25 protein-coding genes are annotated in these 25095 nt (G+C 65.8%); 15 read left to right on the top strand and 10 right to left on the bottom strand.

Annotated features, from left to right (window positions below):
- Positions 1–143 precede the first annotated feature (143 nt).
- From B9Y86_RS03915 to B9Y86_RS03885, 7 genes are all read left to right on the top strand, one after another.
- Positions 144–1565: an FAD-binding oxidoreductase gene (locus B9Y86_RS03915; RefSeq protein ID WP_085483095.1), complete on the top strand. Its 1422-nt coding sequence runs from the start codon at positions 144–146 to the stop codon at positions 1563–1565.
- 41 nt (positions 1566–1606) lie between these two features.
- Positions 1607–3253, top strand: coding sequence for an ABC transporter substrate-binding protein (locus B9Y86_RS03910; protein ID WP_085483093.1), 1647 nt, complete (start codon positions 1607–1609; stop codon positions 3251–3253).
- Positions 3250–4218, top strand: a complete 969-nt coding sequence (locus B9Y86_RS03905; protein WP_085483091.1) for an ABC transporter permease — start codon at positions 3250–3252, stop codon at positions 4216–4218. The genes B9Y86_RS03910 and B9Y86_RS03905 overlap by 4 nt, the downstream gene beginning before the upstream one ends.
- A complete protein-coding gene (locus B9Y86_RS03900; protein ID WP_085483089.1) occupies positions 4215–5066 on the top strand; it encodes an ABC transporter permease in 852 nt (283 codons plus the stop codon). The genes B9Y86_RS03905 and B9Y86_RS03900 overlap by 4 nt, the downstream gene beginning before the upstream one ends.
- A complete protein-coding gene (locus B9Y86_RS03895) occupies positions 5063–6736 on the top strand; it encodes a dipeptide ABC transporter ATP-binding protein (protein ID WP_085483087.1) in 1674 nt (557 codons plus the stop codon). The genes B9Y86_RS03900 and B9Y86_RS03895 overlap by 4 nt, the downstream gene beginning before the upstream one ends.
- A 110-nt stretch (positions 6737–6846) precedes the next feature.
- Positions 6847–8361, top strand: a complete 1515-nt coding sequence (locus tag B9Y86_RS03890; RefSeq protein ID WP_085483085.1) for an ABC transporter C-terminal domain-containing protein — start codon at positions 6847–6849, stop codon at positions 8359–8361.
- 62 nt (positions 8362–8423) lie between these two features.
- Positions 8424–8852: a hypothetical protein gene (locus B9Y86_RS03885; protein ID WP_139824714.1), complete on the top strand. Its 429-nt coding sequence runs from the start codon at positions 8424–8426 to the stop codon at positions 8850–8852.
- 36 nt (positions 8853–8888) lie between these two features.
- Here the strand turns inward: B9Y86_RS03885 and B9Y86_RS03880 are convergent, their stop codons facing one another.
- The 4 genes from B9Y86_RS03880 to upp all read right to left on the bottom strand — a co-directional run bounded on the left by B9Y86_RS03880 (position 8889) and on the right by upp (position 12351).
- Entirely contained in the window at positions 8889–9449 is a 561-nt protein-coding gene (locus B9Y86_RS03880) for an SRPBCC family protein (RefSeq protein WP_085483081.1), read from the bottom strand.
- A complete protein-coding gene (locus B9Y86_RS03875; RefSeq protein ID WP_085483079.1) occupies positions 9446–10552 on the bottom strand; it encodes a carboxylate-amine ligase in 1107 nt (368 codons plus the stop codon). Before B9Y86_RS03875 ends, B9Y86_RS03880 begins: the two co-directional genes overlap by 4 nt.
- Positions 10553–10615: 63 nt before the next feature.
- Positions 10616–11320, bottom strand: a complete 705-nt coding sequence (locus B9Y86_RS03870; protein ID WP_085483077.1) for a winged helix-turn-helix domain-containing protein — start codon at positions 11318–11320, stop codon at positions 10616–10618.
- A gap of 398 nt (positions 11321–11718) precedes the next feature.
- A complete protein-coding gene (upp, locus tag B9Y86_RS03865) occupies positions 11719–12351 on the bottom strand; it encodes a uracil phosphoribosyltransferase (protein ID WP_085483075.1) in 633 nt (210 codons plus the stop codon).
- A gap of 90 nt (positions 12352–12441) precedes the next feature.
- On the opposite strand from upp, the gene tadA reads away from it, so the two are divergent.
- Entirely contained in the window at positions 12442–12870 is a 429-nt protein-coding gene (gene tadA, locus B9Y86_RS03860) for a tRNA adenosine(34) deaminase TadA (protein WP_085483778.1), read from the top strand.
- Between the two features lie 170 nt (positions 12871–13040).
- Here tadA and B9Y86_RS03855 read toward each other — a convergent pair whose 3' ends face one another.
- Positions 13041–13988: a cation diffusion facilitator family transporter gene (locus tag B9Y86_RS03855; RefSeq protein ID WP_085483073.1), complete on the bottom strand. Its 948-nt coding sequence runs from the start codon at positions 13986–13988 to the stop codon at positions 13041–13043.
- Between the two features lie 22 nt (positions 13989–14010).
- Between B9Y86_RS03855 and proC the strand changes: the two genes are divergently transcribed.
- Positions 14011–14859 (top strand): pyrroline-5-carboxylate reductase, encoded by an 849-nt coding sequence (gene proC / locus B9Y86_RS03850; protein WP_085483071.1) that lies wholly within the window; start codon positions 14011–14013, stop codon positions 14857–14859.
- A gap of 71 nt (positions 14860–14930) precedes the next feature.
- Positions 14931–15686, top strand: a complete 756-nt coding sequence (locus B9Y86_RS03845) for an SGNH/GDSL hydrolase family protein (protein ID WP_139824713.1) — start codon at positions 14931–14933, stop codon at positions 15684–15686.
- Here the strand turns inward: B9Y86_RS03845 and B9Y86_RS03840 are convergent.
- The 3 genes from B9Y86_RS03840 to B9Y86_RS03830 all read right to left on the bottom strand — a co-directional run bounded on the left by B9Y86_RS03840 (position 15680) and on the right by B9Y86_RS03830 (position 20587).
- The gene (locus B9Y86_RS03840; RefSeq protein WP_139824712.1) at positions 15680–18343 is read right to left on the bottom strand and encodes a zinc ribbon domain-containing protein; all 2664 of its coding nucleotides are present in this window, start codon (positions 18341–18343) and stop codon (positions 15680–15682) included. The genes B9Y86_RS03845 and B9Y86_RS03840 overlap by 7 nt on opposite strands.
- Positions 18344–18483: 140 nt before the next feature.
- The gene (locus tag B9Y86_RS03835; protein WP_085483067.1) at positions 18484–19152 is read right to left on the bottom strand and encodes a potassium channel family protein; all 669 of its coding nucleotides are present in this window, start codon (positions 19150–19152) and stop codon (positions 18484–18486) included.
- Complete coding sequence (locus tag B9Y86_RS03830; RefSeq protein WP_085483774.1) at positions 19145–20587, bottom strand: TrkH family potassium uptake protein; 1443 nt, start codon at positions 20585–20587, stop codon at positions 19145–19147. The genes B9Y86_RS03835 and B9Y86_RS03830 overlap by 8 nt, the downstream gene beginning before the upstream one ends.
- A 142-nt stretch (positions 20588–20729) precedes the next feature.
- On the opposite strand from B9Y86_RS03830, the gene B9Y86_RS03825 reads away from it, so the two are divergent.
- Both B9Y86_RS03825 and B9Y86_RS03820 read left to right on the top strand, forming a co-directional pair.
- On the top strand, positions 20730–21230 hold the full coding sequence (locus B9Y86_RS03825) for an ArsR/SmtB family transcription factor (RefSeq protein ID WP_139824711.1): 501 nt from the start codon (positions 20730–20732) through the stop codon (positions 21228–21230).
- A 114-nt stretch (positions 21231–21344) separates the two neighbouring features.
- Positions 21345–21542 (top strand): helix-turn-helix domain-containing protein, encoded by a 198-nt coding sequence (locus B9Y86_RS03820; protein WP_044442490.1) that lies wholly within the window; start codon positions 21345–21347, stop codon positions 21540–21542.
- 367 nt (positions 21543–21909) lie between these two features.
- Here B9Y86_RS03820 and B9Y86_RS03815 read toward each other — a convergent pair whose 3' ends face one another.
- Positions 21910–23241 carry an aminotransferase class III-fold pyridoxal phosphate-dependent enzyme gene (locus tag B9Y86_RS03815; protein ID WP_085483065.1) on the bottom strand — a complete coding sequence of 444 codons (1332 nt, stop codon included), beginning with the start codon at positions 23239–23241 and terminating at the stop codon, positions 21910–21912.
- 156 nt (positions 23242–23397) lie between these two features.
- Between B9Y86_RS03815 and B9Y86_RS03810 the strand changes: the two genes are divergently transcribed.
- Positions 23398–23496, top strand: a complete 99-nt coding sequence (locus tag B9Y86_RS03810) for a 30S ribosomal protein bS22 (protein ID WP_003792170.1) — start codon at positions 23398–23400, stop codon at positions 23494–23496.
- A gap of 185 nt (positions 23497–23681) precedes the next feature.
- Here the strand turns inward: B9Y86_RS03810 and B9Y86_RS03805 are convergent, their stop codons facing one another.
- Entirely contained in the window at positions 23682–24455 is a 774-nt protein-coding gene (locus B9Y86_RS03805) for an HAD family hydrolase (RefSeq protein ID WP_244894617.1), read from the bottom strand.
- Between the two features lie 58 nt (positions 24456–24513).
- Between B9Y86_RS03805 and B9Y86_RS03800 the strand changes: the two genes are divergently transcribed.
- Positions 24514–24795, top strand: coding sequence for a glutaredoxin family protein (locus B9Y86_RS03800; RefSeq protein WP_085483061.1), 282 nt, complete (start codon positions 24514–24516; stop codon positions 24793–24795).
- Positions 24792–25091, top strand: coding sequence for a Dabb family protein (locus B9Y86_RS03795; RefSeq protein ID WP_085483059.1), 300 nt, complete (start codon positions 24792–24794; stop codon positions 25089–25091). The genes B9Y86_RS03800 and B9Y86_RS03795 overlap by 4 nt, the downstream gene beginning before the upstream one ends.
- Positions 25092–25095: the final 4 nt, after the last annotated feature.

Here is a 25095-nt window from a genome sequence, read left to right as displayed (position 1 = left end):
GAAGGTGCTTCACACAGACGGCTGGCGAGGCGAAATCAGCTGACGTTGTGTTACGTCGGCGTCTAAAAGTTACGCCGAGAACCGTCGCGCAGGTCTCGGTCACAGCAGTATCGGTCTCCTGACGAGGAAGGGACCGATCGACGATGACCTCAGCCGACACGACCGCGACTATCAGCCCGGCCGACGCACTGATGCGCGCCGTGGCGAACCGGCACCCGCAGATCGACGTGCGGCCGGCATCCACCGACACCGCGGCCTATCAGTATGACTATGCGACGGCACCGCGGCCCGATTCGGTGGTCGACGGTCTTCGTGGCCCCGCGGTGGCCTTCCCGACGACGGCCGACGACGTGCAGTCGCTCGTGCGGCTCGCAGCCGAATATGGCGTCACCGTGGTCGCTCGTGGGGCGGGAACCGGCCTGGCCGGCGGCGCGAGCGCTACGGGCGAGCAGCTGGTCATCTCGACCGACAGGCTCGACCGCATCGTAGAGGTCTCGCCACTCGACGAGGTCGCGATCGTCGAACCGGGCGTCATCAACGGAGACCTCAACGCGCACCTGCGGGAGTTCGGTCTGTTCTACGCGCCCGATCCCGCCAGCTTCGAGATCTCGACCATCGGCGGCAACATCGCAACGAACGCAGGGGGGCTGCGATGCGCGAAGTACGGGGTGACCCGGGAGTCGGTGCTGGCCCTCGACGTCGTACTCGCCGACGGCAGCCTCATCAGCGTCGGTCATCGATCGATCAAGGGGGTGACCGGGCTCGATCTGACCTCGCTGTTCGTCGGCTCCGAGGGAGTGCTGGGTATCGTGGTGCGCGCCACCCTTCGCCTGCGCCCTCTTCCGGTAGCCCGACGCACCGTCACCGCGTTCTTCGACAGCACGGCATCCGGCGCCGAGGGTCTGGGCGCGATCACCCTCTCACCGGTGCGGCCGGCCATCATCGAGTTCTTCGACAAGGTCAGCCTCGAGGGCATCGACGCGCACTCCGGCACCCGACTCCGTGAGCGGGGCGAATCGCTCATTCTGATCGAGCTCGATGGTTACGGCATCGACGAGCAGGCCGCAGACCTCGAGGATGCTCTGACGAGAGTCGGCGCGCGCGTCACGGTGGAGTCGGACGAAGACAGCGTCGCTCTCTGGGAGCTGCGCCGACACGGCCGGGGCCTGCCCGGGTCGCGCCGCTTCATCGGCGAAGACATCGCGGTTCCCAAGTCGGCGCTCCCTGCCGTCTATCGTTCCTTCGCCGCGCTGGAGGCCCGTTTCGGCGTCGAGATCTCGGCGGTCTCCCACGCGGGAGACGGAAATCTGCACCCGTTGATCACACAGGAGATCAGGCAGGGCGACGACCCCGCGGTCATTCCGGAGTCACTTGCGGAGGCTGCCACGGAACTCGTTCGCATCGCTCTGGCACTCGGCGGCACCGTCTCGGGCGAGCACGGAATCGGGACGCTCAAGCGCGAGTGGGCCGCTCTAGAACTGTCACAGCGCTCGATAGAAGCGCAACGCGCCATCAAGGCCGCCGTCGATCCGCAGCACCTGTTCAATCCCGGCAAGGCCATCTGAGTCGCGCTTTCGTGCACCTATTCAGCAGAAAGAGAAACACCATGACGATCTCGACGACAGTACGGCGAGCGGCTCGTGCAGCCATCGCCGTTGCCGCGACGACGGTACTTCTCGCGGCGTGCGCCGCGGGCACACCCCCCGGTCAGGCGTCCTCTGACTCGACCCCGGTTGAGGGCGGCAATCTGACGTTCCTCATTCAGGGCTACGACGCCGGCTGGGTCTCGAGCAAGACATCGATCTCGAGCTACGAGGGCAACCTGTGGGGCGAGATCACCGACAAGCTCATCTATGTCGATGAGAAGGGACAGCTCAGCCCCTGGATCGCCACCAGCTGGGAGGAGTTGAACGGGGCGACCGAGTTCGTTCTGCACCTCAAAGAGGGCGTCACCTTCTCTGACGGCACTCCGCTCGATGCGGCCGCGGTCGTCGACAACATCAACATCTGGGCGAAAGGCGACCCCGACCGCGGTATCAGCAAGGTGGGACTCTTTCCATCGGGCAACTTCGATCACGCGGAGGCGACGGACAGCTCGACAGTGCATGTCGTCTTCACCTCACCTGCGCTGAGCTTCATTCCGACGCTGGCGTACCACGGTGCGATCCTGCTGTCGCCCGCGACCTTGGCTCTGTCGATCGACGACCAGGCCGATCTCACGAAGCAGGTCGGCAGTGGGCCGTTCACGGTGAAATCGGTGACACAGGGCGATAGCTATGTGCTCGAGAAACGGCCCGACTACGACTGGGGGCCGGAGGCGACCGGCCATAGCGGCGCTGCGTATCTCGACACCATCACCTACAAGGTGATCAAAGACACCTCGGTGCGTACGTCGACCGTCGCGTCGCGGCAGGCCGACGTCGCCTACAACGTCGAACCGCAGGAGATCGAGTCGCTCACCGACCAGGGCCTCGTCGTGGACACCCCGCGCTACCTGGGCTTCACCGACGGATTCCAGGTCGATACCAGTGTCGCTCCGACGAACGAACTCGCCGTCCGGCAGGCCATCCAGCACGGCATTGATCGGCAGAACATCGTCGACACCGTGTACACGGGTGACTGGGAGGTTGCACGGTCCTTCCTGCAAGGCAACGTTCCCGAGGCGGGCGACTACAGCGATCTGCTCTCGTATGACCCCGACAAGTCGGAGAAGCTGCTCGACGGAGCGGGCTGGGTGCTCGGCTCCGACGGGTATCGATCGAAAGACGGCGCGACGCTCGAGTTCACCGTGACCCCCAATCCCTATGTGCCATCGACCCAGGCCGAGGACGAGCTCATCGCTCAGCAGCTGAAGCGCATCGGCATCAAGGTGAACCTGAACGTCGTCGATGTGTCGGGTTACGCCGCGATCATCGCGCACCAGCCGCCCTTGTTCCAGACCTCGCGCAGCTTCGTCGATGTGGGCACCGTCGCCGGAGTCCTGACTAGCCAGAACAAGGGCGAGGACTGGTTCAAGGCGGGAACAGGCGACGAGAAGCTGAATGAGCTGGCAAACGGAATCGCCACCGCCTCGGATCGCGATTCGCGAACCGCGCTCGTCAAAGATCTGCAGCAGTACGTGCTCGAGCAGGGATACTCGATTCCGACCGTTCAGCTCGTGCAGCGCCTCTACCTGCTGTCGCCGAACATCAAGGGCGTGACGTTCAACGGTCTGGCGTTCGCCAACTTCGCGGCCGCCTGGATAGCGCCGTGACCAAGTCCTACGGGCGGTACGCGCTGCTTCGGGCCGCCCAAGCGCTGGTCGTCGTCCTGCTGGCGTACATCGGAACCTTCCTGGTGATCAGCGTGCTGCCCGGCGATCCGATCACCAACATGCTGCGCGATCCGCAGAACGGACTCTCAGACGACCAGATCCAGCAGATCGTCGCGCACTATGGACTCGACAAGCCGGTGATCATCCAGCTGATCCTCTCGCTCGGACGTTTTGTCACCGGCGACCTCGGGTTCTCGCTGCAGTCCAACCTGCCGGTGTCGCAGCTCGTGGGCGATGCGCTGCCTTCGACGCTGACACTGGCGGGCACCGCACTGGCGCTCTCCGTGGTGATCGCGGTGGCGATCGCGTACGGCGTGCAGTACCTGCCGAGCAGGTGGGCGCGCGGAGTGCTGCGATCGGTGCCGTCGCTCTTCCTGTCGGTTCCCAACTTCGTCGTCGGCCTCGTTCTGATCGAGCTCTTCGCGTTCCGGCTGCACACCTTCACCACCATCGACCCCGATAGCGCTGCGGCAACCCTGTTCGCGGCCCTGACCCTCGCCATCCCGGTATCGGCGCCGCTGGCGGAGGTACTCATCGCCAACCTCGATCATGAGTCCCGGCAGGAGTACGCGCTTGTCGCGCGCTCCCGAGGCCTGAGCCAGGCGCGACTGTTCGCGCGGCATCTGGTCAAGCCGTCCATGCTTCCCGCCGTCGCGATGATCGCGCTCGTCGTGGGCGAACTGCTCGGAGGGGCCGTGATCACCGAGACGATCTTCGGTCGCGACGGACTCGGCACGGTTGTGCAGAAGGCGGTCACAAGCCAGGACGTGCCTGTTCTGCAGGCCGTGGTATCGCTCGCGGCCGTGGTCTTCGTCACGGTCAATCTGCTCGCCGACCTCGTGTCGCCGCTCCTGGATCCCCGGCTCGACGTGAAGTCCGAACGAAAGGTCGTGGTGCCGGTATGACCAGCTTGACAGCGCTCCTGAGACCGTCGGATCGACTTCGCGCCGCACGGCAATCGGCCGTTCGCGTGCCGCCGACGGTGGCGGTCGCCGCAGTCGTCATCGTCATCGTGCTGCTGTGGTCGCTGGTGCCGTGGCTGTTCACCTCATTCGACCCGTCGGTCGGAGACACGGCCGAGAAGCTGACGGCGCCGAGCGGCGCGCACTGGTTCGGAACCGATCACCTCGGACGGGATGTGTTCGCCCGTGTCGTGTACGGAACGGCATCGTCGGTGACGAGCGCGCTGGTGGCCGTCTCGATCGGACTCGTCGTCGGCAGCATCATCGGTTTGGCGAGTGGGTTCCTCCGCGGGGCGGTCGATGTCGTGCTCGGCAGAGTCGTCGACGTGCTGCTGGCCATCCCGAGCTTCCTCCTCGCCGTCGTCATCGTCAGTTCGCTCGGTTTCCAGACGATCAACGCGGCGATCGCGACGGGAGTCTCCGCGATCGCGATCTTCGCCCGGCTCATGCGCGCCGAGGTGCTGAGGGCGCGCGGATCTGTGTTCGTCGAGGCCTCCTACCTGCAGGGTGGCAACAGGCTCCACGCGCTGCTCGGGCACATCCTTCCGAACACCTACAAGTCGGTGGTCGCACTCGCCGTCCTGCAGTTCGGCACCTCGATTCTGGTGATCGCCTCGCTCGCGTTCCTCGGCTACGGAGACCCGCCACCGGCATCCGATTGGGGCCTGCTTGTGGCCTCGGGCAAGTCGTACGCGACCGCACCGTGGCTCATCTACGCTCCCGCGCTGGTGATCGTGATCACCGTTCTCTCTGTGAACCGCATCAGTACCTGGTTGAGGAGAACACGATGACCGTATCGATCGAGAGCACGCGGCAGGTGCTTCCTGCCGTCGCGCCGACCGCCCGTTCCGGCCGGCCCGATGGCGCCTCTCTCCTCACCGTCGAGGGCCTGGCAGTCGCATATGGCGACACCACGGTCGTGCGCGACGTGGGATTCTCTCTCGAGCGCGGGCAGAGCCTGGCACTGATCGGCGAGTCAGGTTCGGGAAAGTCGACGGTGGCGAAGAGCATCCTGCGTCTGCTTCCCTCGGGCGAGAGCGCCACGAGCGGACGGGTGAGTCTCGAAGGACGAGAACTGTTCGGGTTGCCCGAGCGGCAGTTCAGGCCTCTGCGCGGCCGCCTGCTGGGCTATATTCCGCAAGATCCGTCGTCGGCCTTGAACCCGGTGCGCACCATCGGTTCGCAGGCACACGAGGCGGCGGCGCTCGCGGGCGAATCGGATGCGCGGGTCCGGCGCCGAAACATCCTGTCGGTTTTCGAGCAGGTCGGCCTGCCCGACCCCGAGCGGGTCTACGCCTCGTATCCGCATCAGCTCTCAGGCGGAATGCTGCAACGTGTTCTCATCGGGCTGACCGTGCTGCCGAGGCCGGCGCTCATCGTCGCCGACGAGCCCACGTCGGCGCTCGACGTGACCATCCAGAAGCTCATTCTCGACCTGCTCTCCGAACTGCGACGAGACCTGGGCATCGGTCTGCTGCTCATCACGCACGATCTCGCGGTCGCCGCCGAGCGGGCGGATTCGATCGTGGTGTTGAAGAACGGGGTCGTCGAAGAGAGCGGTTCGTCGAGACAGGTCTTCTCGGCTCCGACGTCGGAGTACGCGCGGCAGTTGCATGCCGATGTGCCCGCCCTCAACCCCGACCGATACCGCGTCCAGCGCACTGCTCCATCCGCCGATGCCGCACCTGTCACGGTTCGCGCTGTCGAGGTTCGCGATGTCTCCAAGCGGTTCCGCTCGGGCGATGGCGAGGTGGCGGCGCTCGACGGCGTCTCGTTTACGCTCGAGAAGGGAACGACCCACGCGCTCGTCGGCGAATCGGGGTCGGGCAAGACCACCGCGGTACGCCTTCTGTTGGGCCTCGAACAGCCGGATGCCGGACAGATCGAGGTAGCGGGCTCGCGGGTGCACGGGCAGACGGCGGCGGAGCTGCGCAGCCTCAGACGGCACCTGCAGCTCGTCTACCAGAATCCGTTCACGTCACTCGATCCCACCTGGCGGGTGAGCAAGATCGTGCGGGAGCCGCTCGACCGTTTCCGCGTCGACGAACGATCAGAGCGTGCCCGACTCGTTCAGCAGACGCTCGACGAGGTGGGGCTGCCGGCATCCGTTCTGTCGCGCCGACCGAGCCAGCTGTCTGGTGGTCAACGCCAGCGCGTGGCCATTGCCCGTGCCCTTGTCGTGCGGCCAGACGTGCTGGTGCTCGACGAACCGACCTCGGCGCTCGACGTGAGTGTGCAGGCGGGCATCCTCGAACTTCTTTCTCGTCTGCAACGCGAGCATGGCCTGTCGTACCTGCTCGTGTCGCACGACTTGGCGCTGGTCAGGCAGCTCGCCGACACGGTGTCGGTGCTGAAGCGGGGGAAGGTCGTAGAAAGCGGCACGGTCGATCAGATCTTCGCGCGCCCTGAGCATCCCTATACCCGCGCCTTGCTCGAGGCGATCCCGCGCACGAGCGGCTAGACGAGGCCGGAAGGCCATGGGGACATGTCCCCATGGCCTTCCGGCCCGCCGCCTCCTACTCTGAGTCACGTGGAGCATCAGTGCCCACGGGGGAACAAAGGAGTCGATTCATGGCCGGATTCGTAGGCGCAGACGTCGACGAGCTTCGCGCGTTCGCGAAGCTCGTCGACACGGCCAGCCGTCAACTCGACGACACGACGAACGGGCTGTCGGCCGCGCTCGCAAGCACACGCTGGCTCGGGCCCGACGGCTCGGAGTTCACTTCTCACTGGAATTCGCAGTACAAGCCGGGACTCACCCGCGCGAGCGGTAGCCTTCACGGTCTCGTGACGATCCTCGTCAAGAACGCCGATGAGCAGCAGACAACGAGCTCCGACACCGGAGGCGGCGCAGGCAATGGCGGCACCGGCAAGGGATCGAGCGACGGCACGACCTCCGGCGATCTCGGCGGCAAGTCCGTCGACGACCTCGAAGATCTGTCGAGCGACGAGCTGCGCGATCTCGCCGAGAAGTTCAGTAAAGACCCCGATGCGGCGCACGACTGGTGGGAGTCTCTGACCCCGGCCGAGCAGGCGCGCCTGATCAAGAACGCTCCCGAACTCGTCGGTGGCCTCGACGGCGTGCCCGCACTCGATCGAGTCGCCGCCAACGCGAACATCGCCGGCGATCAGATCGAGAAGAACGACACCAGGATCAAAGAGATCGAGCAGAAGCTCGCAGAGCCGTGGAGGTATGCACTCAGTGCTATCACGGGACCGGGCGACATCCAGGCCCTGAACGACGAACTCAAAGATCTCAAGAACGAGAACAAGTACCTGCAGGAAGCCGTCGACGGCGACGTTCAGCTCTACACCTATGACCGAGATGCCGACCGCATCGTCGAGATGATCGGCAACCCCGAGACGGCGACTCAGCAGCTCACCTGGATCCCGGGCACCGCGACCGACATGAATTCCTTCTACACACATGGTGTGCAAGGTCTGCCCGACTACGTGGCCGGGGCCGTGCCGGGTACGGTGGCGTTTGTGATGAAAGACGGAACCTACCCGCAGTGGGATCTCTCTCACCCCCCGTCGGACACCTCGCTCGCCCACGACCTCGGCGTGACACAGGCGCAGTTCCAATCCGGGCTCGAAGCGTCGGGATTCGAGTCGATGCCGAACACCGCGGTCGGTCATTCTGCGGGACTAGCGATTCTCACGGCCAGTGAGTCGGCTGGCGCGCACTACACGAATGTGGTGTCGTTGTCGGGCATCGGAATGGCCGGGGGCTGGGAGCCGCAGCAGGGCACCGGCTACTACGACTACACGACTGGCGGCGATGCCATCCTCGCCGCTCGAGGAGTCAACGGACTCCTCCCGTCGGACATCGAGTTCGGCGGGTCGATCCTCGATCCATCGGTCACGCTGAGCTTCGAGAGGGCGGGCTTCCCCCTCACGCCGAGCGAAGAGAACGGCTTCTCTGTGCTCGATCCGGGTATCGGGTGGAAGACGCCGACTCTGTTCGACCCGCTGCTCAAGCAGTCCATAGACAATCACAGCCTCATCGCTTCGACGAACACGAGCCACGAGGTCAAAGATGGGCTGATCGACCTGCTGAGTGGAAACAAGCCCGCCGGATCATGAGGTCCGGAATCAAAGCGATGCTGGCGACCGCCGCGGTCGTCGTGACAATGACAGGATGTGGTGTGGTGAACGATCCGGGATCGACAGGCCTGAGTTATGACGGCTCGCGTGCGGCGGCGCTGTCTCTTCGTGACGAAGTGCAGGAGACGCTGTCGTCGGCGGCCGTGCTCAGCTCGAGCGACGACGAGGTGCGCATAGCCTGTGGCGATGATGCGGCGCAGTTCGGAGGAACCCGCACGATCGTGGTCGCCGCCGACTTCGACCGTGCGGAATGGCTCGACCAGGCGGCCGCGAGCTTCGAGCAGCGCCAAGGGTGGAAGATTCAGAAGAAGGTGGCGGCCGACGGATCTTCAGAAGCCACCACGGCAGTCTCTATGGTGTCGGCCGACGGGTACTACCTGCGACTGGGAGAGTTCAGCACCGCGCCGCAGGGCGGGCCGGTCGTGGTGCTCTCCGCATCCGGCCCCTGCGTGGAGGCCCCGCCCGAGTAACGGTCTCGTCGCCGTGGCGACCCGGCCCGGACCGACTCAGTCGCTCGGCCTGCTTCCTCGCGCCTCGACCGTCTCCACGATCGCGCTGAGCACCCGACGCATGTACGGTGCCCAGAACAGACCCACGATGGCGCGAACGATGAATGCGCGGCCCGGCAGGGGATAGAACCGGTACTGCCACCGGATGTTCGTGGTCGCCGAATCGGAGTGGGGGCTCGAGCCTCCAGGGCCGCCCGAGTCATCAGAGCCACCTGGGCCTGCCGGGGTGAAAGTCCATTCCGCGCGTCCTCCGCTCACGAGCCGACCGAGGATGCCCGTGAATCGGCTCAGGTCGTAGGCGAAGAACACGCCCGGCTCGCTGTGCGTGATCGTCTCGACGACGGTGCCGCCGTCAGACAGCTGGAGGGTGCGCGTGTAGCCGACGACATCCCACGACGACGGCTGGCCTAGTACGCCCACGACCGCGGGCAGGGGTCCGAAGCGTGGATAGAACTCGGTGGGCGGCGTCTGCAGTGCGACAGTCCAGCTCCGAAGGGCTACCGCGCCCGTCACGAGTTCGGTGGTGAAGCCGATTGCACGGCGTGGGTTCGCCGTCATGGTCCTTCTCCGATCGACTGCGTCTCGCCGACGACCAGTCGCATGACGTCGTCGAGGCTCTGCTGACTCGCGAATGCTGCGCGCTGGCGGTCGGATGAGTTGCCCCGGCCGAGCGCTTGCTCCGCCAGATCGCGCACAACCGCGTAGTCGCCGAACTCGTCGAGCGCGGGCCTGAGGTCGTCGACCAAGCCGCGCACGGCATCCGCCGCGTCGAGCGGGTGCGGGTGCGGGCCCGCGCTGAGAAGCTCGGCTGAGAGCCCGGTGCGGGAGGCCTGCCACAGGGCCGCCCGATGAATGGGTGCGCGCCGAGCCTGCAGAGGAACCCCTCTCTCGATGTCGATCTCCGCAGACCGCACGGCGGCGCGGAAGAGCCCCGCGATCAGCACGGCGTCGTCGACGAGGGGCAGCGCATCGCAGACGCGCAGTTCGAGGGTGGGGACGTGGGCAGATGGGCGTACGTCGAAGTACGCCATCTTGCTGTCGGCGATCACCCCGGTATCGATCAGATCAGAGATGAGTTCGTCGTACTCGGCGGCGGAGGCGAGGGGGCCCGTCGCTCCCGCACTGGGCCAGCGCTGCCAGACCAGGCTTCGCACGCTCGCATAGCCGGTGTCGTGGCCGTTCCAGAACGGCGAGCTGGCTGACAGAGCGAGAAGAACAGGGAGACGATCGGCAACCCGCTGTGCGAGCTGCACGGCGAGGTCGCGGTCGGCTACACCGACGTGAACCTGGAATCCACAGATCAATTGCTCGTCGACGAGCAGCCGATACTTCTCTTGCATCGCACCGAATCGCTGTGAGCTGGTGAGTTCGAAGTCGGAGATCTCCGACCGTGGCGCCGTGCCGGCGGCCGCGATGCCCACGCCCAGCGGACGGGCGACATCCATCACCCCTCGGCGAAGACGCACGAGCTCTGCCCGGAGCCCCGCCAACGTCTGCACCACCCCGGTGTTCGTCTCGACGGTTGTGCGCTGAAGTTCGGCGCCGTAGCTCGCCGCGTCGAGCTGCTGGAGAAGCTGTGGAGCCGAGGCCGACAACCGCCACGACTCGAGGTCGATGAGGTGGAGTTCTTCTTCTGCGCCCAGCGTCAGTTCTGCACCCATGACCACAACCTAGTGGGAGGCGGATGGTCTGTGACAGCCCTTGTCTTCGAGGAGCGGCTCGGCTTAGAACAGGTCGGGCGAGGGCGTCGAAGTGTGCTGCACCGAGACGTCGGCGTGGCGATCGAAGCGGTAGCCCGCGCCGCGGACGGTGCGCACGATGTCTTCGTAGTCGCCGAGCTTGGCGCGGAGGCGCCGCACGTGCACGTCGATCGTGCGCTCGTTCGGAATATCGCTGTCGTCGGCCGACCAGAGCGAGGCGATGAGTTCGGCGCGGTCGATGGTCTTTCCCTCGCGCAGCACGAGGTACTGCAGCAGCTCGAACTCCTTGTATGTGAGGTTCGCCGCGTTGTTGTCGAGCAGTACACGCTTGCGTGACAGGTCGATGACGACGCCATCGCGAGCGCGGTCTTCGTCTTCGGGGGTGTGGCGGTGCTTGGCGAGTGCTGCGGGATCCTGCAGTGCGAGGCGCACCACGTCGACGTCGCGTCCACCGGCGCCGCGCGGGGCCAGGGCGACGGCGGCGTAGGTCTCTGATGACGGCGACAGCTGGGCGGCGAGAGCTCGCAGCTGGGCGACGATCTCTGATAGGTCGGTACCGTCGGCGGCGGCCTTGTCTTCGTCGATTCCCACGTAGAGAACGAAGCCGCGAGCCTCGGTGCCGGTGGGCACGGCACGCAGGTGAGTCGAGGGCGCCTCAGGGGCGAGCTGCTCTGAGCGGGTGATCGGGGTGACGGCGGCGGGGCGGGTGTCGAGGTGTGCAAGAGACATGGGAGAAATCCTTCGATGAGGTGCCCGTGGGCTCCGGCCGGATACGGCGACGAAGCGGATGCCCCAGGGCGGGTTGTGCGAATGGTGCGGCGTTACAGCCGGAGACCGCGAGTGGTTCTGAGAGTCAGAACCAGGCGGGGGAACGGAGGCCTCTTTCGTTAAAGAGAGAAGCAGACCTCAGAACCGAGCGAACCTGATTGTCAGGCGCAGTGTCTGATTAGGCACACATTCGGCAACACATGACAGCGCTGCTGGGCATCATCATGCCAGCAGTCCCCAGTGCCTCAAAGGAGGTAAGGGCGAGCGCGTTGTCAGTCATGAACGAAAGCTAAGCGGAATATGACTCCGCATGTCAAGTTATTTCTTGTTCGCGAGCTCGATCGTGACCTCGCGTCGTCTCAGACGAGGCCGTAGAGGCGGTCGCCGGCATCTCCGAGGCCCGGAACGATGTAGCCCTTCTCGTTGAGTCGCTCGTCGAGCGCTCCGAGGACGAGGTGCACTTCGCGGCCCTCGACGGCCTTCTCGAGGGCAGCGACGCCCTCGGGGGCACCGAGAAGGCAGATCGCCGTGACATCGACGGCTCCGCGGTCGAAGAGGAACTCGATCGCCGCGCTCAGCGACCCACCGGTGGCCAGCATCGGGTCGAGCACGAAGCACTGGCGGTCGCTCAGATCGTCGGGCAGGCGTTCGGCGTAGGTCGTCGGCTCGAACGTCTCCTCGTCGCGCACCATGCCGAGAAAGCCGACCTCGGCGCTCGGAACGAGCTTCATCATGCCCTCGAGCATGCCGAGCCCCGCACGAAGAATGGGAACGATCAGAGGGCGAGGCTCCGAGATGGCGAGCCCCTGGGTCTCGGCGACCGGCGTCTGAATGGTTACGACCTCGGTGCGCACCTCGCGCGTGGCCTCGTAGGCGAGCAGCGTCACGAGTTCCTCAGTGAGTGCACGGAACGTCGGTGACGGCGTCGACTTCTCTCGCAGCACGGTGAGCTTGTGCGTGATGAGCGGGTGGTCGGCAACGTGTACTCGCATAGGCTCAATCTACTGGAGCGGAAGGGGCCTGGCGGAATGTCCGATCGATCGCACCCCGCGCATCCCTGGCCTGCCGCCTACGGCGAGCGGATGCGCGAGCTTCTCGAAGATGCCCGGCTCGCCGAGGCGTCGGGCGACGTGCCCGTGGCGGCGATGGTTCTGGATGCCTCCGGCCGGGTCATCGGCCACGGCCGCAACGAGCGCGAGTTGCTGCACGACCCCACCGCCCACGCCGAGGTGCTGGCACTGCGCGAAGCGTCAGCGGCGACGGGGGACTGGCGTCTCGAGGGGTGCACGCTGATCGTCACGCTCGAACCGTGCGTGATGTGCGCCGGCGCGATCCTCGGCGCGCGCGTTCCGACGGTCGTGTTCGGCGCGTGGGACGAGAAGGCGGGCGCTGTCGGCTCGGTCTACGACGTTCTGCGCGATGTGCGGCTGAACCACCGGGTCGAGGTCTGGGCGGGAGTCGAGGCCGACGCCTGCGCCGCCGCCCTGACGACCTTCTTCCGCCACCGCTGAACGAGTAGTCGCGCCCATGGCTCTCCGCTGATCGAGTAGTCGCGCGACGAAGGAGCCGGCGTATCGAGATCGCCGCGACGGATCTCGATACGGCCGCGGGCGGCCTACTCGATCAGCGCAGGGGTGCCGCGGGCGGCCTACTCGACCGGCGCACGGGTGCCGCGGGCGGCCTACTCGACCGGCGCAGAGCCGGTGGCGTCGGCGACGCTCGGCGCGTAGACGTCGGGCTCGAGGTAGATCACCCGGGCGATCGGCACGGCCTCACGGATGCGCGCCTCGACAGCATTGATGGCCAACGCGATATCGGTGAGCGTGGTCGCCGCGGGCAGCGTGATCTTGGCGCCGACGAGCATCTCCTCTGGGCCCAGATACATGGTCTTCAGGTGCACGAGGTGCTCGACCTCCGGGCTCGACGTGATGGCGTTCTCGATCTTCACGAGGTCTTCGTCGGTGGCCCCCTCTCCGACCAGCAGGCTCTTCGTCTCGATGCCCAGGATTACGGCGACGAGCACGAGTAGGGCTCCGATGAAGACGGTTCCGATGCCGTCCCACACGCCGTTGCCGGTGAGCACGGTCAGGCCGACTCCGGCAAACGCGAAGACGAGTCCCAGGAGGGCGGCGGTGTCTTCCAGCAGCACGACCGGCAGCTCAGGTGCCTTCGCCCGACGGATGAACTGCAACCAACTCAGCGAGCCCCGAGTGTGGTTCGACTCGCCGATCGCGGTGCGCAGCGAGAACCCTTCGAGCCCGATGGCGATGACGAGTACCAGCATCGGCAACCACCACACCTCGAGCGGGTGCGGGTTGTTGATCTTCTCGATGCCCTCGTAGAGCGCGAAGACGCCACCCACCGAGAACAGGATGATCGACACGACGAAGGCGTAGACGTAGCGCTCGCGGCCGTAGCCGAACGGATGCGCCCGGTCGGCCTGCTTGCGTGACTTGCGGCCTCCGAGCAGCAACAGCAGCTGATTGCCCGAGTCGGCGGCGGAGTGCACGCTCTCGGCCAGCATCGACGACGATCCCGAGAAGAGAAACGCGATGAACTTGGTGAGAGCGATACCGAGATTGGCCGCCAGCGCGGCGATGATCGCCTTGCTTCCTCCGGATGCGCTCATGCCCCAATCCTAGGATGGACCCGTGACAGACACCTCTCCCATCTCATTGCCCGCCATCGCCATCCTCGGCGCAGGATCGATGGGGCGCGCCATCCTCTCGGGCCTGCTCGCGCCCACCGTCGACGTCTCCGGCGGCATCCGCGTGACCAACCGGTCGGCCGTGCGTGCCGCCGAGTTCGCCGAGGTCGATGCGGTCACGGCCTGGGCGACCGACGACGATCCCGAGGCGAATCGCCGGGCCGTCGCCGGGGCATCCATCGTTCTTGTGGCGGTGAAGCCGCCCATGGTGCCGGCCCTGCTCGACGAGATAGCGGATGCGCTCGAGCCCGGCGCGATCGTCGTGAGCGTGGCGGCCGGCGTCACCGTCGCGACGTTCGAACAGCGCCTGCCCGAGGCGGTTGCCGTGCTGCGGTCGATGCCGAACACGCCCGCGATCGTGGGCAGCGCCGTGACCGGACTCTCGGCCGGTACCCGATCGACGGCCGAACAGCTCGCTCTCGTAACGCGGGTGTTCGAAACGGTGGGTGAGGTCGTGGTCGTGCCCGAAGACAAGCTGGATGCGCTGTCGACGATCTCGGGGTCGGGCCCGGCGTACGTGTTCTTTCTGATCGAGCAGCTCACCGCGGTGGCCGTCGAGAAAGGCTTCACCGCGGAGGAGGCCGCCGTTCTGGTGAACGGCACGTTCCTGGGGGCATCGCAGTTGCTCGCCGCATCGACCAGCACCCCGTCTGAGCTGCGCCGACAGGTGACGAGTCCCAACGGAACGACCGAGCGGGCTATCGCGGTGCTGCAAGACGGGGGAGTCGACGAGCTGTTCGCCCGGGCGACGGATGCGGCGCTCGCGCGCGCGAGGGAGCTCGCCGCCGGCTGAGCATGCGCTCCCTGAGCCAGTCGAAGGGCAACCCCCTGTGCGGTGTCAGGGTGCAGCGATAGCGTTTCAGCGTGAATCTTCTCTCCCTCTGGCCGATCAGTGCCATCGTGCGGCATCGCGAAACGGCGGCCGCGCGCATCGACCTCACGATTCCCGTGAACTCGGCGTTCTGGCGAGCGCGTCAGAAGAAGGCGGGCGAGCTGCTCTACTTGGTCATCGGAGATTCGGCGGCGCAGGGGATCGGCGCATCGAAGCCCTATCGCGGATACGTCCAGGTCGTGGCGAACCACTTCGCCGCAGAGACAGGGCGTACGGTGCGCATTGTGAATCTCAGCGTTGCAGGCGCCCGACTTCGCGAGGCCCTCGCCATCCAGATGCCGAAGCTGGCCACGCTGCTGCGCGATGCCTCACCCGATCTCTTGACCGTGTCGATCGGCGCCAACGACATCAACTCGTTCGAGAAAGGCCGCTTCGCCCGAGAGCTCGAAGAGCTCTACGCGCTGTTACCCTCGACCGCGATCGTGGCCGATCTGCCGTGCTTTCACATTCCCCAGCGTGAGCGCTTGGTGGCTGTCGCCAATCGCATCGTGCGGGCGACAGCCGAGCGCCACGGCCTCGTCGTCGCCCCGCTCTATGCGGTGACGAAACGGCAAGGAATTCTCGGCGCCGTCTACCAGTCGGCTGCTGATCTGTTCCACCCGAACGACCGCGGCTACAGGGTGTGGGCTTCGGCATTTCTGCCGGCGGTCGCGGCTCGGGCAAAAGATCTGCGCGAGCACGCGACCGCCGGCCGCAAGGCCCCAGCGGGCCGCGAAGCGAATCAGTAGTAGCTGTCGTCGGGTGTGAAGGTCGCCTTGTCGCCGTCGAGCTCGATCGTTCCCGAGATGCGGATGCTCGTCTTGTCCGAACCGTCACGCTGCTGACTCACAGACGTGTACTTGTAGGTGACCGATGCGGAGCCGCTCTCGGCGGTGTTGACCTGGAGCTCGCCATCCGAGCTGATCCTGATCTCGTACGCAGGCTTCTTGTCGAGCGTCCAGACGACGTTCGTCGGGCTGCCGTATGCGTACACGGAGTTCGGGCAGTTCTCGGGATCTACCGTTGTCGATGCGATGCACTTCGCGAGATAGTCGTCCACCTGAGTCGTGATGGTGCTCGTGAGCTCATCGCTCGGCTCCGGCTCCAGCACGGCGGGGGCGTTCAGGCCGAGGACTGCACTGCTTTCGCCGGCGACGACGGTCTTGCTGACAGGTTTGGCTGTCAACCACTTATCCGAGTCGGCGACGCCGACTTCGTACGTGCCCGGTAGCACGGGGAGATCCACGCTGCCATCGCGCTGTTCGGGCGTGAGGTCGACGTCGATTCCGTTCACCTGGATCTTCTCGATCGACTCGGGGGCGTAGATCCTGATCGAGCCCTGATCCGGTCTTTCCAGCTTCCAGTTGTCAAAGAACAGCCATTGCTTGCCCGTCGAGCGCACCGAGAACCGCACGGTGCTCTTACGGCCGTCCTGATCGAGCTCTGCGGTCACCGAGGCGACGTCGTTCGAGGTGTTCACGGAGGTGATCTCGTAGGAGGTGATCCGTTCGGTCGCCGCGGCGAAGACCTTGTCGTCGAGAAGAACGCGGTCGGCCTTCGGGGCGTCGACATCGGCCAGGGCGAGCGCCTCGGAAGCCTTGCCGTCTACGAGCGCATCGAGGTACTCGGTCACGCGTGCCTGAGGCGGGTTGATGGCTCCATTGGCGATCGAGAGGCCCACCGTGGCGAGGAGCACGAGCACGAGTGCTCCACCGCCCACGATGCTTCCCACCAGGATGCGCTTCTTGGTTCGTGGATCGAGTGGAGTCGCGGCTGGGGCGGCTGGGGCCGCCGGGGGTGGCGTCGTGGCAGAGGCCGCCGTGGTGGGTGCCATCACGGGCACCGTGCCGCCGGTCGCCTCTGCTGAGGCTTCTGGATGCGCGGGCTGCAGGACCGGTGCGGCGGGCTGCGGGTCGCCGCCCGCAACGGCTGGACTGGCCGACGGTGCGGCGAGACGAGACAGTCGAGCGACGAAGGCCGCGGGCAGCAGACCGAGAAGGATGCCGCCGGCATATCGGGCGACCAACTCGACGAGAGCGCCGACTGCAGCGAACAGCAACAGGGTCCAGGGTGCGGGACCCACAGAGACGCTGCCGGAGACTAGGCCGCCCACCGAACCAGTCGCTATGACCGATCCGAACAACGACACCAGTAGCCCGGCGAGGGCGAAAGCTCCGACGGTGGAGCCCCATGCGGCCAGCGGCGAGAACCGACTCGTCGACCGCGCGAGGCGTAGCCAGACACCGGCGAGCGCGATCAGCACGAGCACGAGAACGATGTCGACGATAACGACCCATGGTTCAGCGGAACCGATCCAGACGGAGCTGGGCGCTTCGGATCCGAGCGAGCTCTGCATGCTTCCGCCGAGGCTGATCTGGCCGAGATGCATGATCGCCAGACCGGCCAGTGCCGCAGACGGCAACCACAGCGGGGCGCTCAGCAGCGCGTCAGGTGACTCCTGAACGGCGACCCCGATCGCGATCGCGATTGCTGCGATGACAGAGGCCACGACGGTGTAACCGAACGCGACGCGCAGAGCGGAGGACAGCGCCGCGGGCATCGTGCGGCTCAGTCCGAGAGGTTTCGCATCTCCCCTGGAGCGCGCCGCACGCGAACGGGCGAGGGCCGCGCTGAGAGTGATGATCACAACAGCACCGAAGAACAGGCTCACCGAGGACGTCGTCGCGGAGAACGTCGTTCCGCTCGCCGTGTAGCTCGCCGTGCCCGCGAGCGTGAGGATCACGAGCAGCAGGGAGTAGGCGATGCCCTGTGCCAGCGAGACCAGCCAGCGAACTGCGGCAGAGGTCGTCGGGATGCGCAGCTCGGCTCGGTACGAGAGAGTGGCCACGGCGCCGGCCTGGAGGAGCAGAAAGAGAACAGGAACAGTAAACGCGATGACCGAGCCGCTGATCGATACGCCGAACATTCCGGCAGATACGGTTGCCGAGATCGTGCCGAGCAGTCCCGCGCCCATGAGCTGCAGCGGGAGCGCGGCCACGATCGACCACGGACGCGGCTCGCCGGCGGACATCACGGTGAGGATCGAGAAGACGAGCCCGAGCATATAGGTTCCGACGAGGCCGGCTCCCAGGGGGAGCAACAGGCCAATCAGTTGTTCGGGCCTCACCGCCTGCGCGAGAGCCGACGGCTTGCCGGGAGCGACCGGAGGCCCGCCGACCGGAGGCCCGCCGACCGGAGGCCCGCCGACCGGAGGAGTTCCGACGGGCGCGCCACCGACAGGGGGCATCGGGGGAACTTCTGCCCCTGCCGCGCTGGGCGCGCCGGAGGGTGCGGACGACGCGGGCGGCACCGCAGGCGCGGGCGGCGCAGACGGTGCGGGCGGCACCGGCGGCACAGCAGGAGCCGCAGGGGCATCCGGGTTGGGCAGATTTGGATCGTTGCTCACGTGCATCCCTTGTTCGGTTTAGGCAGCGGGCACGCGAAATCGCACGCGTATTTCTCTCCCATGCACCTGTCTAGCAGGAGCTGTAACCCGATCGAGGGTGTTCCGTGTCGGCATTTTGGGGGACACGGCGTGCTTTTTGGCTACTCGAGCGCCGAGAACTTCTCGATGTCGCTCGAGGTGCCCGAGACGATGATGATGTCGTGGTCGGTCACGACGGTCTTCTCTGTGGCGTAGGTGAACGGCTTGCCGGGTGACTTCACGCCGACGACGGTGATGTTGTGCCGCGAACGCACGCCCGACTCTGTGAGGTTCTTTCCGCGAATCGGCTTGGGCGGAAACATCTTGACGAGGGCGAAGTCGTCGTCGAACTCGATGAAGTCGAGCATCCGCCCAGACACGAGGTGGGCGACGCGCTCGCCGGCCTCCGCTTCGGGGTAGATCACGTGGTTCGCGCCGATGCGCTCGAGGATCTTTCCGTGTGACTTCGAGATGGCCTTGGCCCAGATCTGCGGGACCTTGAGGTCGACGAGGTTCGCGGTGATGAGAACGCTGGCCTCGATCGACGAGCCCACGGCGACGACGGCGATCGAGAACTCGCCCGCGCCGATCTGCCGCAGCGCGTCGATGTTGCGCGCATCCGCCTGCACCGTGTGGGTGATGCGCTCCGACCACTTCTGAACGAGAGTGTCGTTGTCGTCTATGGCCAGAACTTCGCGGCCGAGGCGGTCGAGTTGGCCCGCCGTCGCGGCCCCGAAGCGACCGAGGCCGATCACGAGAACGGGGGCGTCGTGCTTGATGCGATCAACCAACGATGGGCCTCTCTTCGGGTCGTCTGAACAGCTGCCGGCGCTGGCTCGCTGCCAGCGCCGCGGCGAGAGTCACTGTACCAACGCGGCCCATGAACATCGTCGCGGCCATCACGTAGATGCCCGAGTCGGGAAGGGATGCCGTGAGCCCGGTTGTGAGTCCAGACGTCGCGAATGCAGAGATCACGTCGAAGAGCACGAAGTCGAGCGGCGCCTTGGTGATCTGCAGGATGACGATGGTGGACACAGCGACGGTCGTCGCGCCCCACAGCACGACACTCACGCCGAGTCGCAGCACATCGCCCGGAATGCGTCGCCCGAAGGCCTCCATCGATTCGTTTCCGCGGGCCTCGGCGAACGCGGCGAGGAACAGAACCGCAAGGGTCGTCACCTTGATTCCCCCGGCGGTCGATGCGGAGCCGCCGCCGATGAACATCAGCATGTCGGTGACCAGCAGACTCGAGCCGTTGAGGTCGCTGATCGGAATCGTTGAGAAGCCGCCGGATCTCGTCATCACCGAGAGGAACAGCGACTGGAAGATCGTGTCGCCCGCGTTGAGGTCGCCGTAGGTCTTCGGGTTGTCGAACTCGAGCACGATGTAGAGCACGGCTCCGGCAATGATGAGAATCAGCGACGTCACAAGCGTGAGCTTCACGTGCAGCGACCAACGCTTCGGCTTCTTGAGGTTGCGGGAGAGCACATAGATGATCGGAAATCCGATGCTTCCCATGAATACCCCGAGCATCAGAATGCTGAGGAACCAGTAGTCGTTCTCGAACGGTGCGAGTCCCTCGGCATTCGGCGCGAAGCCGGTGTTCGTGAACGCCATGGCCGAGTAGTAGAAGCTGTCGGTGATCGCCGGAGCGAGGGCGACGCCGTCGATGAGCATGCGGGGGATGAGAAGGAGTGCGATCACGAGCTGGATCACGAGGGAGCTCACCGCGACAGTTGCCAGCAGCCCGCCGATCTCGCCGAGCCGCACGGCCTGGCCCTCCGACACGGCGCCGTGGCGCATCCGCATGGGGTTGGTGTCGCCCGCGGCCATGAGCCGGCTCTTGAGGCCGAGTTTGCGCGACACGGCGAGGCCGAGGATCGACGCCAGGGTCAGTACCCCTAGTGCACCGATCTGCACACCGATGAAGATGAAGATGTGGCCCACGACCGACCAGTGCGTGGCCATGTCGACGGTGGAGAGCCCCGTGACGCAGATCACCGAGACGGCGGTGAAGAGCGCGTCGGCGATCGGCGTGACAGCACCCTTGGCCTGAGAGACCGGCAGCGAGAAGAGCACGGTGAAGATCAGGATCATCGCCGTGAAGATCAGGATCGCGAAGCGCGAGGGCGACTGCTCGGAGAACTCGTCGATCATGTCGCGGATGCGGCCGATCGGCGTTCTGCTGGCGTAGACGGAGCGCCGCGTGGGTGCGGGTATGCGCATCGAGCGTCCTTCGTCAACGAGGCCGACAGCTGCTCGGTCGGCCGAATGAATTCCCGTCATGGTACTCCGACGAAGCATCCGGGCGGCGCGCCAAGCTCAGCGGCTGAGGAGTATTCAGCCGTCGAATGACTACCCTTATGCCATGGCCGACATCTTCTCCGTGATCGCTGACCCGACGAGACGCCACCTGCTCGAGCTGCTGCTCGATCGCTACATGGCGGCGGGCTCCGCTGAGGTCGTGCCACATGCGGGGGAGTCGAGCGTTTCTGAGTTGGTTCACGCGCTCGACCTGAGCCAGCCCACGGTGTCGAAGCACCTCAAAGTTCTGCGCGACGCCGGCCTCGTCGTCGTTCGCGAAGAGGGGCAGCACCGCTACTACAAGCTCGACGCCTCGCCGCTCGAAGAGGTAGAAGACTGGGCCATTCCCTTTCTCTCGGCCGACTTCGACGGTTCGCTCAAAGACGACGACGCTGAGTGGGCAGACACGGCAGTGGCCGGCCAGAGCTCGGATGCCGCGGGCTCGGCCTCGGAATTCGCTCGAAACGTCGGGCGCACGGTCGCGACCTCGAGCCACCAGGCGCGGGCCGTCGTCGAAGATCTGCAGGCCAACGCCACCAAGCTGGTGTCGCGACTGCGCAAATAGGGCCGGGACCCGGTTGCCCCGCATCCGGTGCACCCCCTAGAGTTGCGAATCATCACGGAGTCTCATTCGTCACTCCTGTGACTCGTTGCAGTGCTCGTATAGAGGAGAGACGCCATGGCCGGCTCAGACCTGCCCGATGTGCGCTTTCTGACCGTGGCCGAGGTCGCAGACATGATGCGTGTGTCGAAGATGACGGTGTATCGCATGGTGCACTCGGGCGAGATGCCGGCGATTCGCTTCGGGCGCAGCTTTCGAGTGCCCGAGACGGCGGTCGCAGAGGCGCTGACGCAGCACGCAGCAGACACGGCATAGCCCCCGCGTACTGCGCTGGTCGAGTAGCCAGAGGCCGCCCGCGGCCGAAGCGTATCGAGGCCACCGTGGGCTGATCTCGATACGCCGTGCTCGTTCCTCGCGTGGCTACTCGATCAACGCAAGGCCGTGCTCGTTCCTCGCGTGGCTACTCGATCAACGCAACGCCGTGCTCGTTCCTCGCGTGGCTACTCGATCAACGCAAGGCCGTGCTCGTTCCTCGCGTGGCTACTCGATCAACGCAAGGCCGTGCTCGTTCCTCGCGTGGCTACTCGATCAACGCAAGGCCGTGCTCGTTCCTCGCGTGGCTACTCGATCAACGCAAGGCCGTGCTCGTTCCTCGCGTGGCTACTCGATCAACGCAAGGTGGCTAGAGCAGGGCCAGTGCCTCTTCGAGGACCGTCGCTGCGTCGCCGATGAGTTCGTCGCTGATGACCACACTCGGCATGATGCGCAGCACCGAGTCCCAGCTGCCCGCATCCAGCACGATCACGCCGTGCGTGGTGGCGTACTTCAGGATGGCGGTGAGAGCCTCGGGGTTGGGCTCTCGGGTGCCCGGCTTCACGAGCTCGACGCCGAACATGGCGCCCTTGCCGCGGACCTCGCCGACCACATCGAACTTCTCGGCCCAGTCGCCGATGCGCGCCCACAGCGACGCCTCGACCCGCTGCGCCTCGGCCAGCAGGCCCTCTCGCTCGATGATGTCGAACACTTCGAGGGCGGCCGCGGTCGAGACCGGGTTGCCGCCGAAGGTGCCGCCGATGCCGCCGGGCTGCACGGCATCCATGATCTCTGCGCGACCCGTGACAGCGGCGAGCGGGAAGCCACCCGCGATGCCCTTGGCCGTGGTGATGAGGTCGGGGATCACGCCGTCGTGGTGCTCGATCGAGTACCAGGTTCCGGTGCGGGCGATACCCGCCTGGATCTCGTCGGCGACGAAGACGATGCCGTTGTCGCGGCAGAACTCGGCGATGCGGGCGAAGTAGCCGGGCGCCGGAATCACGATTCCGCCGTCGCCCTGGATCGGCTCCACGAAGAACGCCGCGACCTCGGATGCGCCGATGTGGGTGGTGATGTAGTCGATGGTCTTCTCGGCGGCCTCGGCGCCCGAGAGCCCGTCGCGGAATGGGTAGCTCGTGGGAACGCTGTAGACCTCGCCCGGGAACGGCCCCATGCCGGCGCGCTCCGGCCACGGGCGGTAGGTCATGGCCATGGTGAGGTTCGTGCGCCCGTGGAATGCATGGTCGAGGCTCACGATCGCGCGCCGCCCCGTGAACTTGCGCGCGATCTTCACCGCGTTCTCCACGGCCTCGGCGCCGGAATTCACGAGGATCGAGTGCTTCTCGAAGTCGCCCGGCGTGATCTCGGCGAGCTTCTCGGCCACCCGCACGTAGTTCTCATAGGGGGTGACGGTGAAGAGGGTGTGCGTGAGCTTGCCGGCCTGAGCGGCCGCCGCGGCGGCGACATCCGGATGCGCGTGGCCGATCGTGGTGACACCGATTCCGCACCCGAGATCGATCAGTTGGTTTCCGTCGACGTCGACGAGAATCGCTCCAGCGCCGCGCTCCATGTAGATGTTCGCCAGGGTGCCGGCGCCACGAGAGACGGAGCGGACCCGACGCTCCTGGAGCGCCACCGACTTCGGCCCCGGAAGTTCAGTGACGAGCAAGCGCTGCTGGGTGATATCGAAGTCGCGAACCATGCTGCCAGCCTATGCGGCTGATCCCTTCGACAGGCTCAGGAAACGGAGGGGTTCGACGTGCATTAGTCGTTCAGCGATTGGCCTTGTAGACTGCTCCGAGGCAAAATTCTCTTCCGCTGCGATCTGCGCAGCGAAGCTCAAAATCGTGAGGTCCCTGTGGGTTCAGTAATCAAGAAGCGTCGCAAGCGTATGGCGAAGAAGAAGCACCGCAAGCTGCTTCGCAAGACCCGTCACCAGCGCCGCAACAAGAAGTAGCATCTCGTGCAGCGCCATGCGCTGCCGAAGTAGCACAAGCGCCAGGCCTCAGGTCTGGCGCTTTTGCTGTGCCCGCTAAGCGCTGATCGAGTAGTCGCGCGACGAAGGAGCCGACGTACCGAGATCGCCGTAACTGTGGTCTCGATACGCTCGTCCCTCGCTACTCGACCAACGATAAGATCGCCTCAGCGAGCGCGGCGGGCCTCTCGGCGTACGCGCTTGCGAGCGTCTTTGATGCTCGACGGGTTGAGCCGCATCACCGGCCAGTCGTGCTTCGTCGCGTGCGCGTTCAGAGCATGGTCGGGGTTCACCACGACCGGATGCCCGACGAACGTCAGCAACGGGATGTCATTGCTCGAGTCCGAGTAGGCCCAGCACTCCGCAGGGTCGACGCCGATTCCATTGGCGAGGGCGATGGATGCGTCGGCTTTGTCTTGCGCGTGCATCACCGGGCCTTCGAGTACGCCCGTGTAGACGCCGTCTTTCGACTCGAATCGGGTGCCGAGAGCACCGGTCAAACCGAGCCGGCGAGCGAAGACGTCGGCGACCTCGCTGGCGGTTGCAGACACGATCCAGACCTGGTGCCCCATGGCGAGGTGTTCTTTGGTGAGCGCCACCGTCTCGGGCCACAGTCGCTGGCTGATGCGTCGATCGAAGATGTCCTCGCTCAGCGACCGGATCTCGGCTTGGGTCTTGCCCTCGATCAGGCGGAGAGCCTTTTCTTTGATGTCACTGAGGTGGCCCATGTTCTCGCCGACCTTGATGAAGTGACGCTGCTGCCAGAAGAAGCGCCAGATGTCGCGGGGGGAGAGCATTCCCCGACGCCACGCGCCGATCGCCACATGCCAGACGCTCGCTCCGCGCAGAAGCGTGTTGTCGACATCGAAGAAGGCGATGACAGGGCGGTTCGCGGCGGGCGGTTCGTGGTCGCTGCCCGGCGGCATTTCGGTATTCGGCATGGGTTCACCATGCTACCCATCCAGGCTGCGCGACGGCGCCGGGGTCTAGGGTGAATGAGTGCCCGCCATCCAGCTCACCCTGCTCTCGAAGCCGGGGTGTCATCTCTGCGATGACGCCCGGCAAGTGGTGTCAGACGTGCTGGCGACCTTCCCGCCTCGCGGCGACTCTCCATCGGTGGCCTTCGACGAGAAGTCGATTCTCGACGACCCAGAGCTCTTCGACGAGTACGTCGAGGAGATTCCCGTGGTGCTGATCAACGGCCGCGTGCACACCATCTGGCGTGTCGATCCGGCACGCCTCACGAACGCTCTCACCACCGAACTCGAGGAGTCCGCATGATCCGTCACGTTGTCGCATGGAAGCTCGCTGCTGTGGATGAGGAGGGCAAGGTGGCCGCTGCTGCCGCCATCCAGGCCGCTCTCGCTCCGCTGCCTGCGGTCATCCCAGAGATCAAGAGCTTCTCGATCGGGCCCAACGTGGCCTACGCCGATCAGAACTGGGACATCTGCCTCGTCGCCGACTATGACGACCTCGAGGGTCTCGAGACCTACCAGGTGCACCCCGAGCACCTGAAAGCCGTCGACGTCGTCAGGCCGCTCGTTTCGGCGCGGGCGAGCGTCGACTTCGAACTCTGAAGCT

The organism is Agreia pratensis (assembly GCF_900177685.1).
Classification (GTDB): Bacteria; Actinomycetota; Actinomycetes; order Actinomycetales; family Microbacteriaceae; genus Agreia; species Agreia pratensis.
This window is presented reverse-complemented; position numbering and strand designations above follow the sequence as displayed.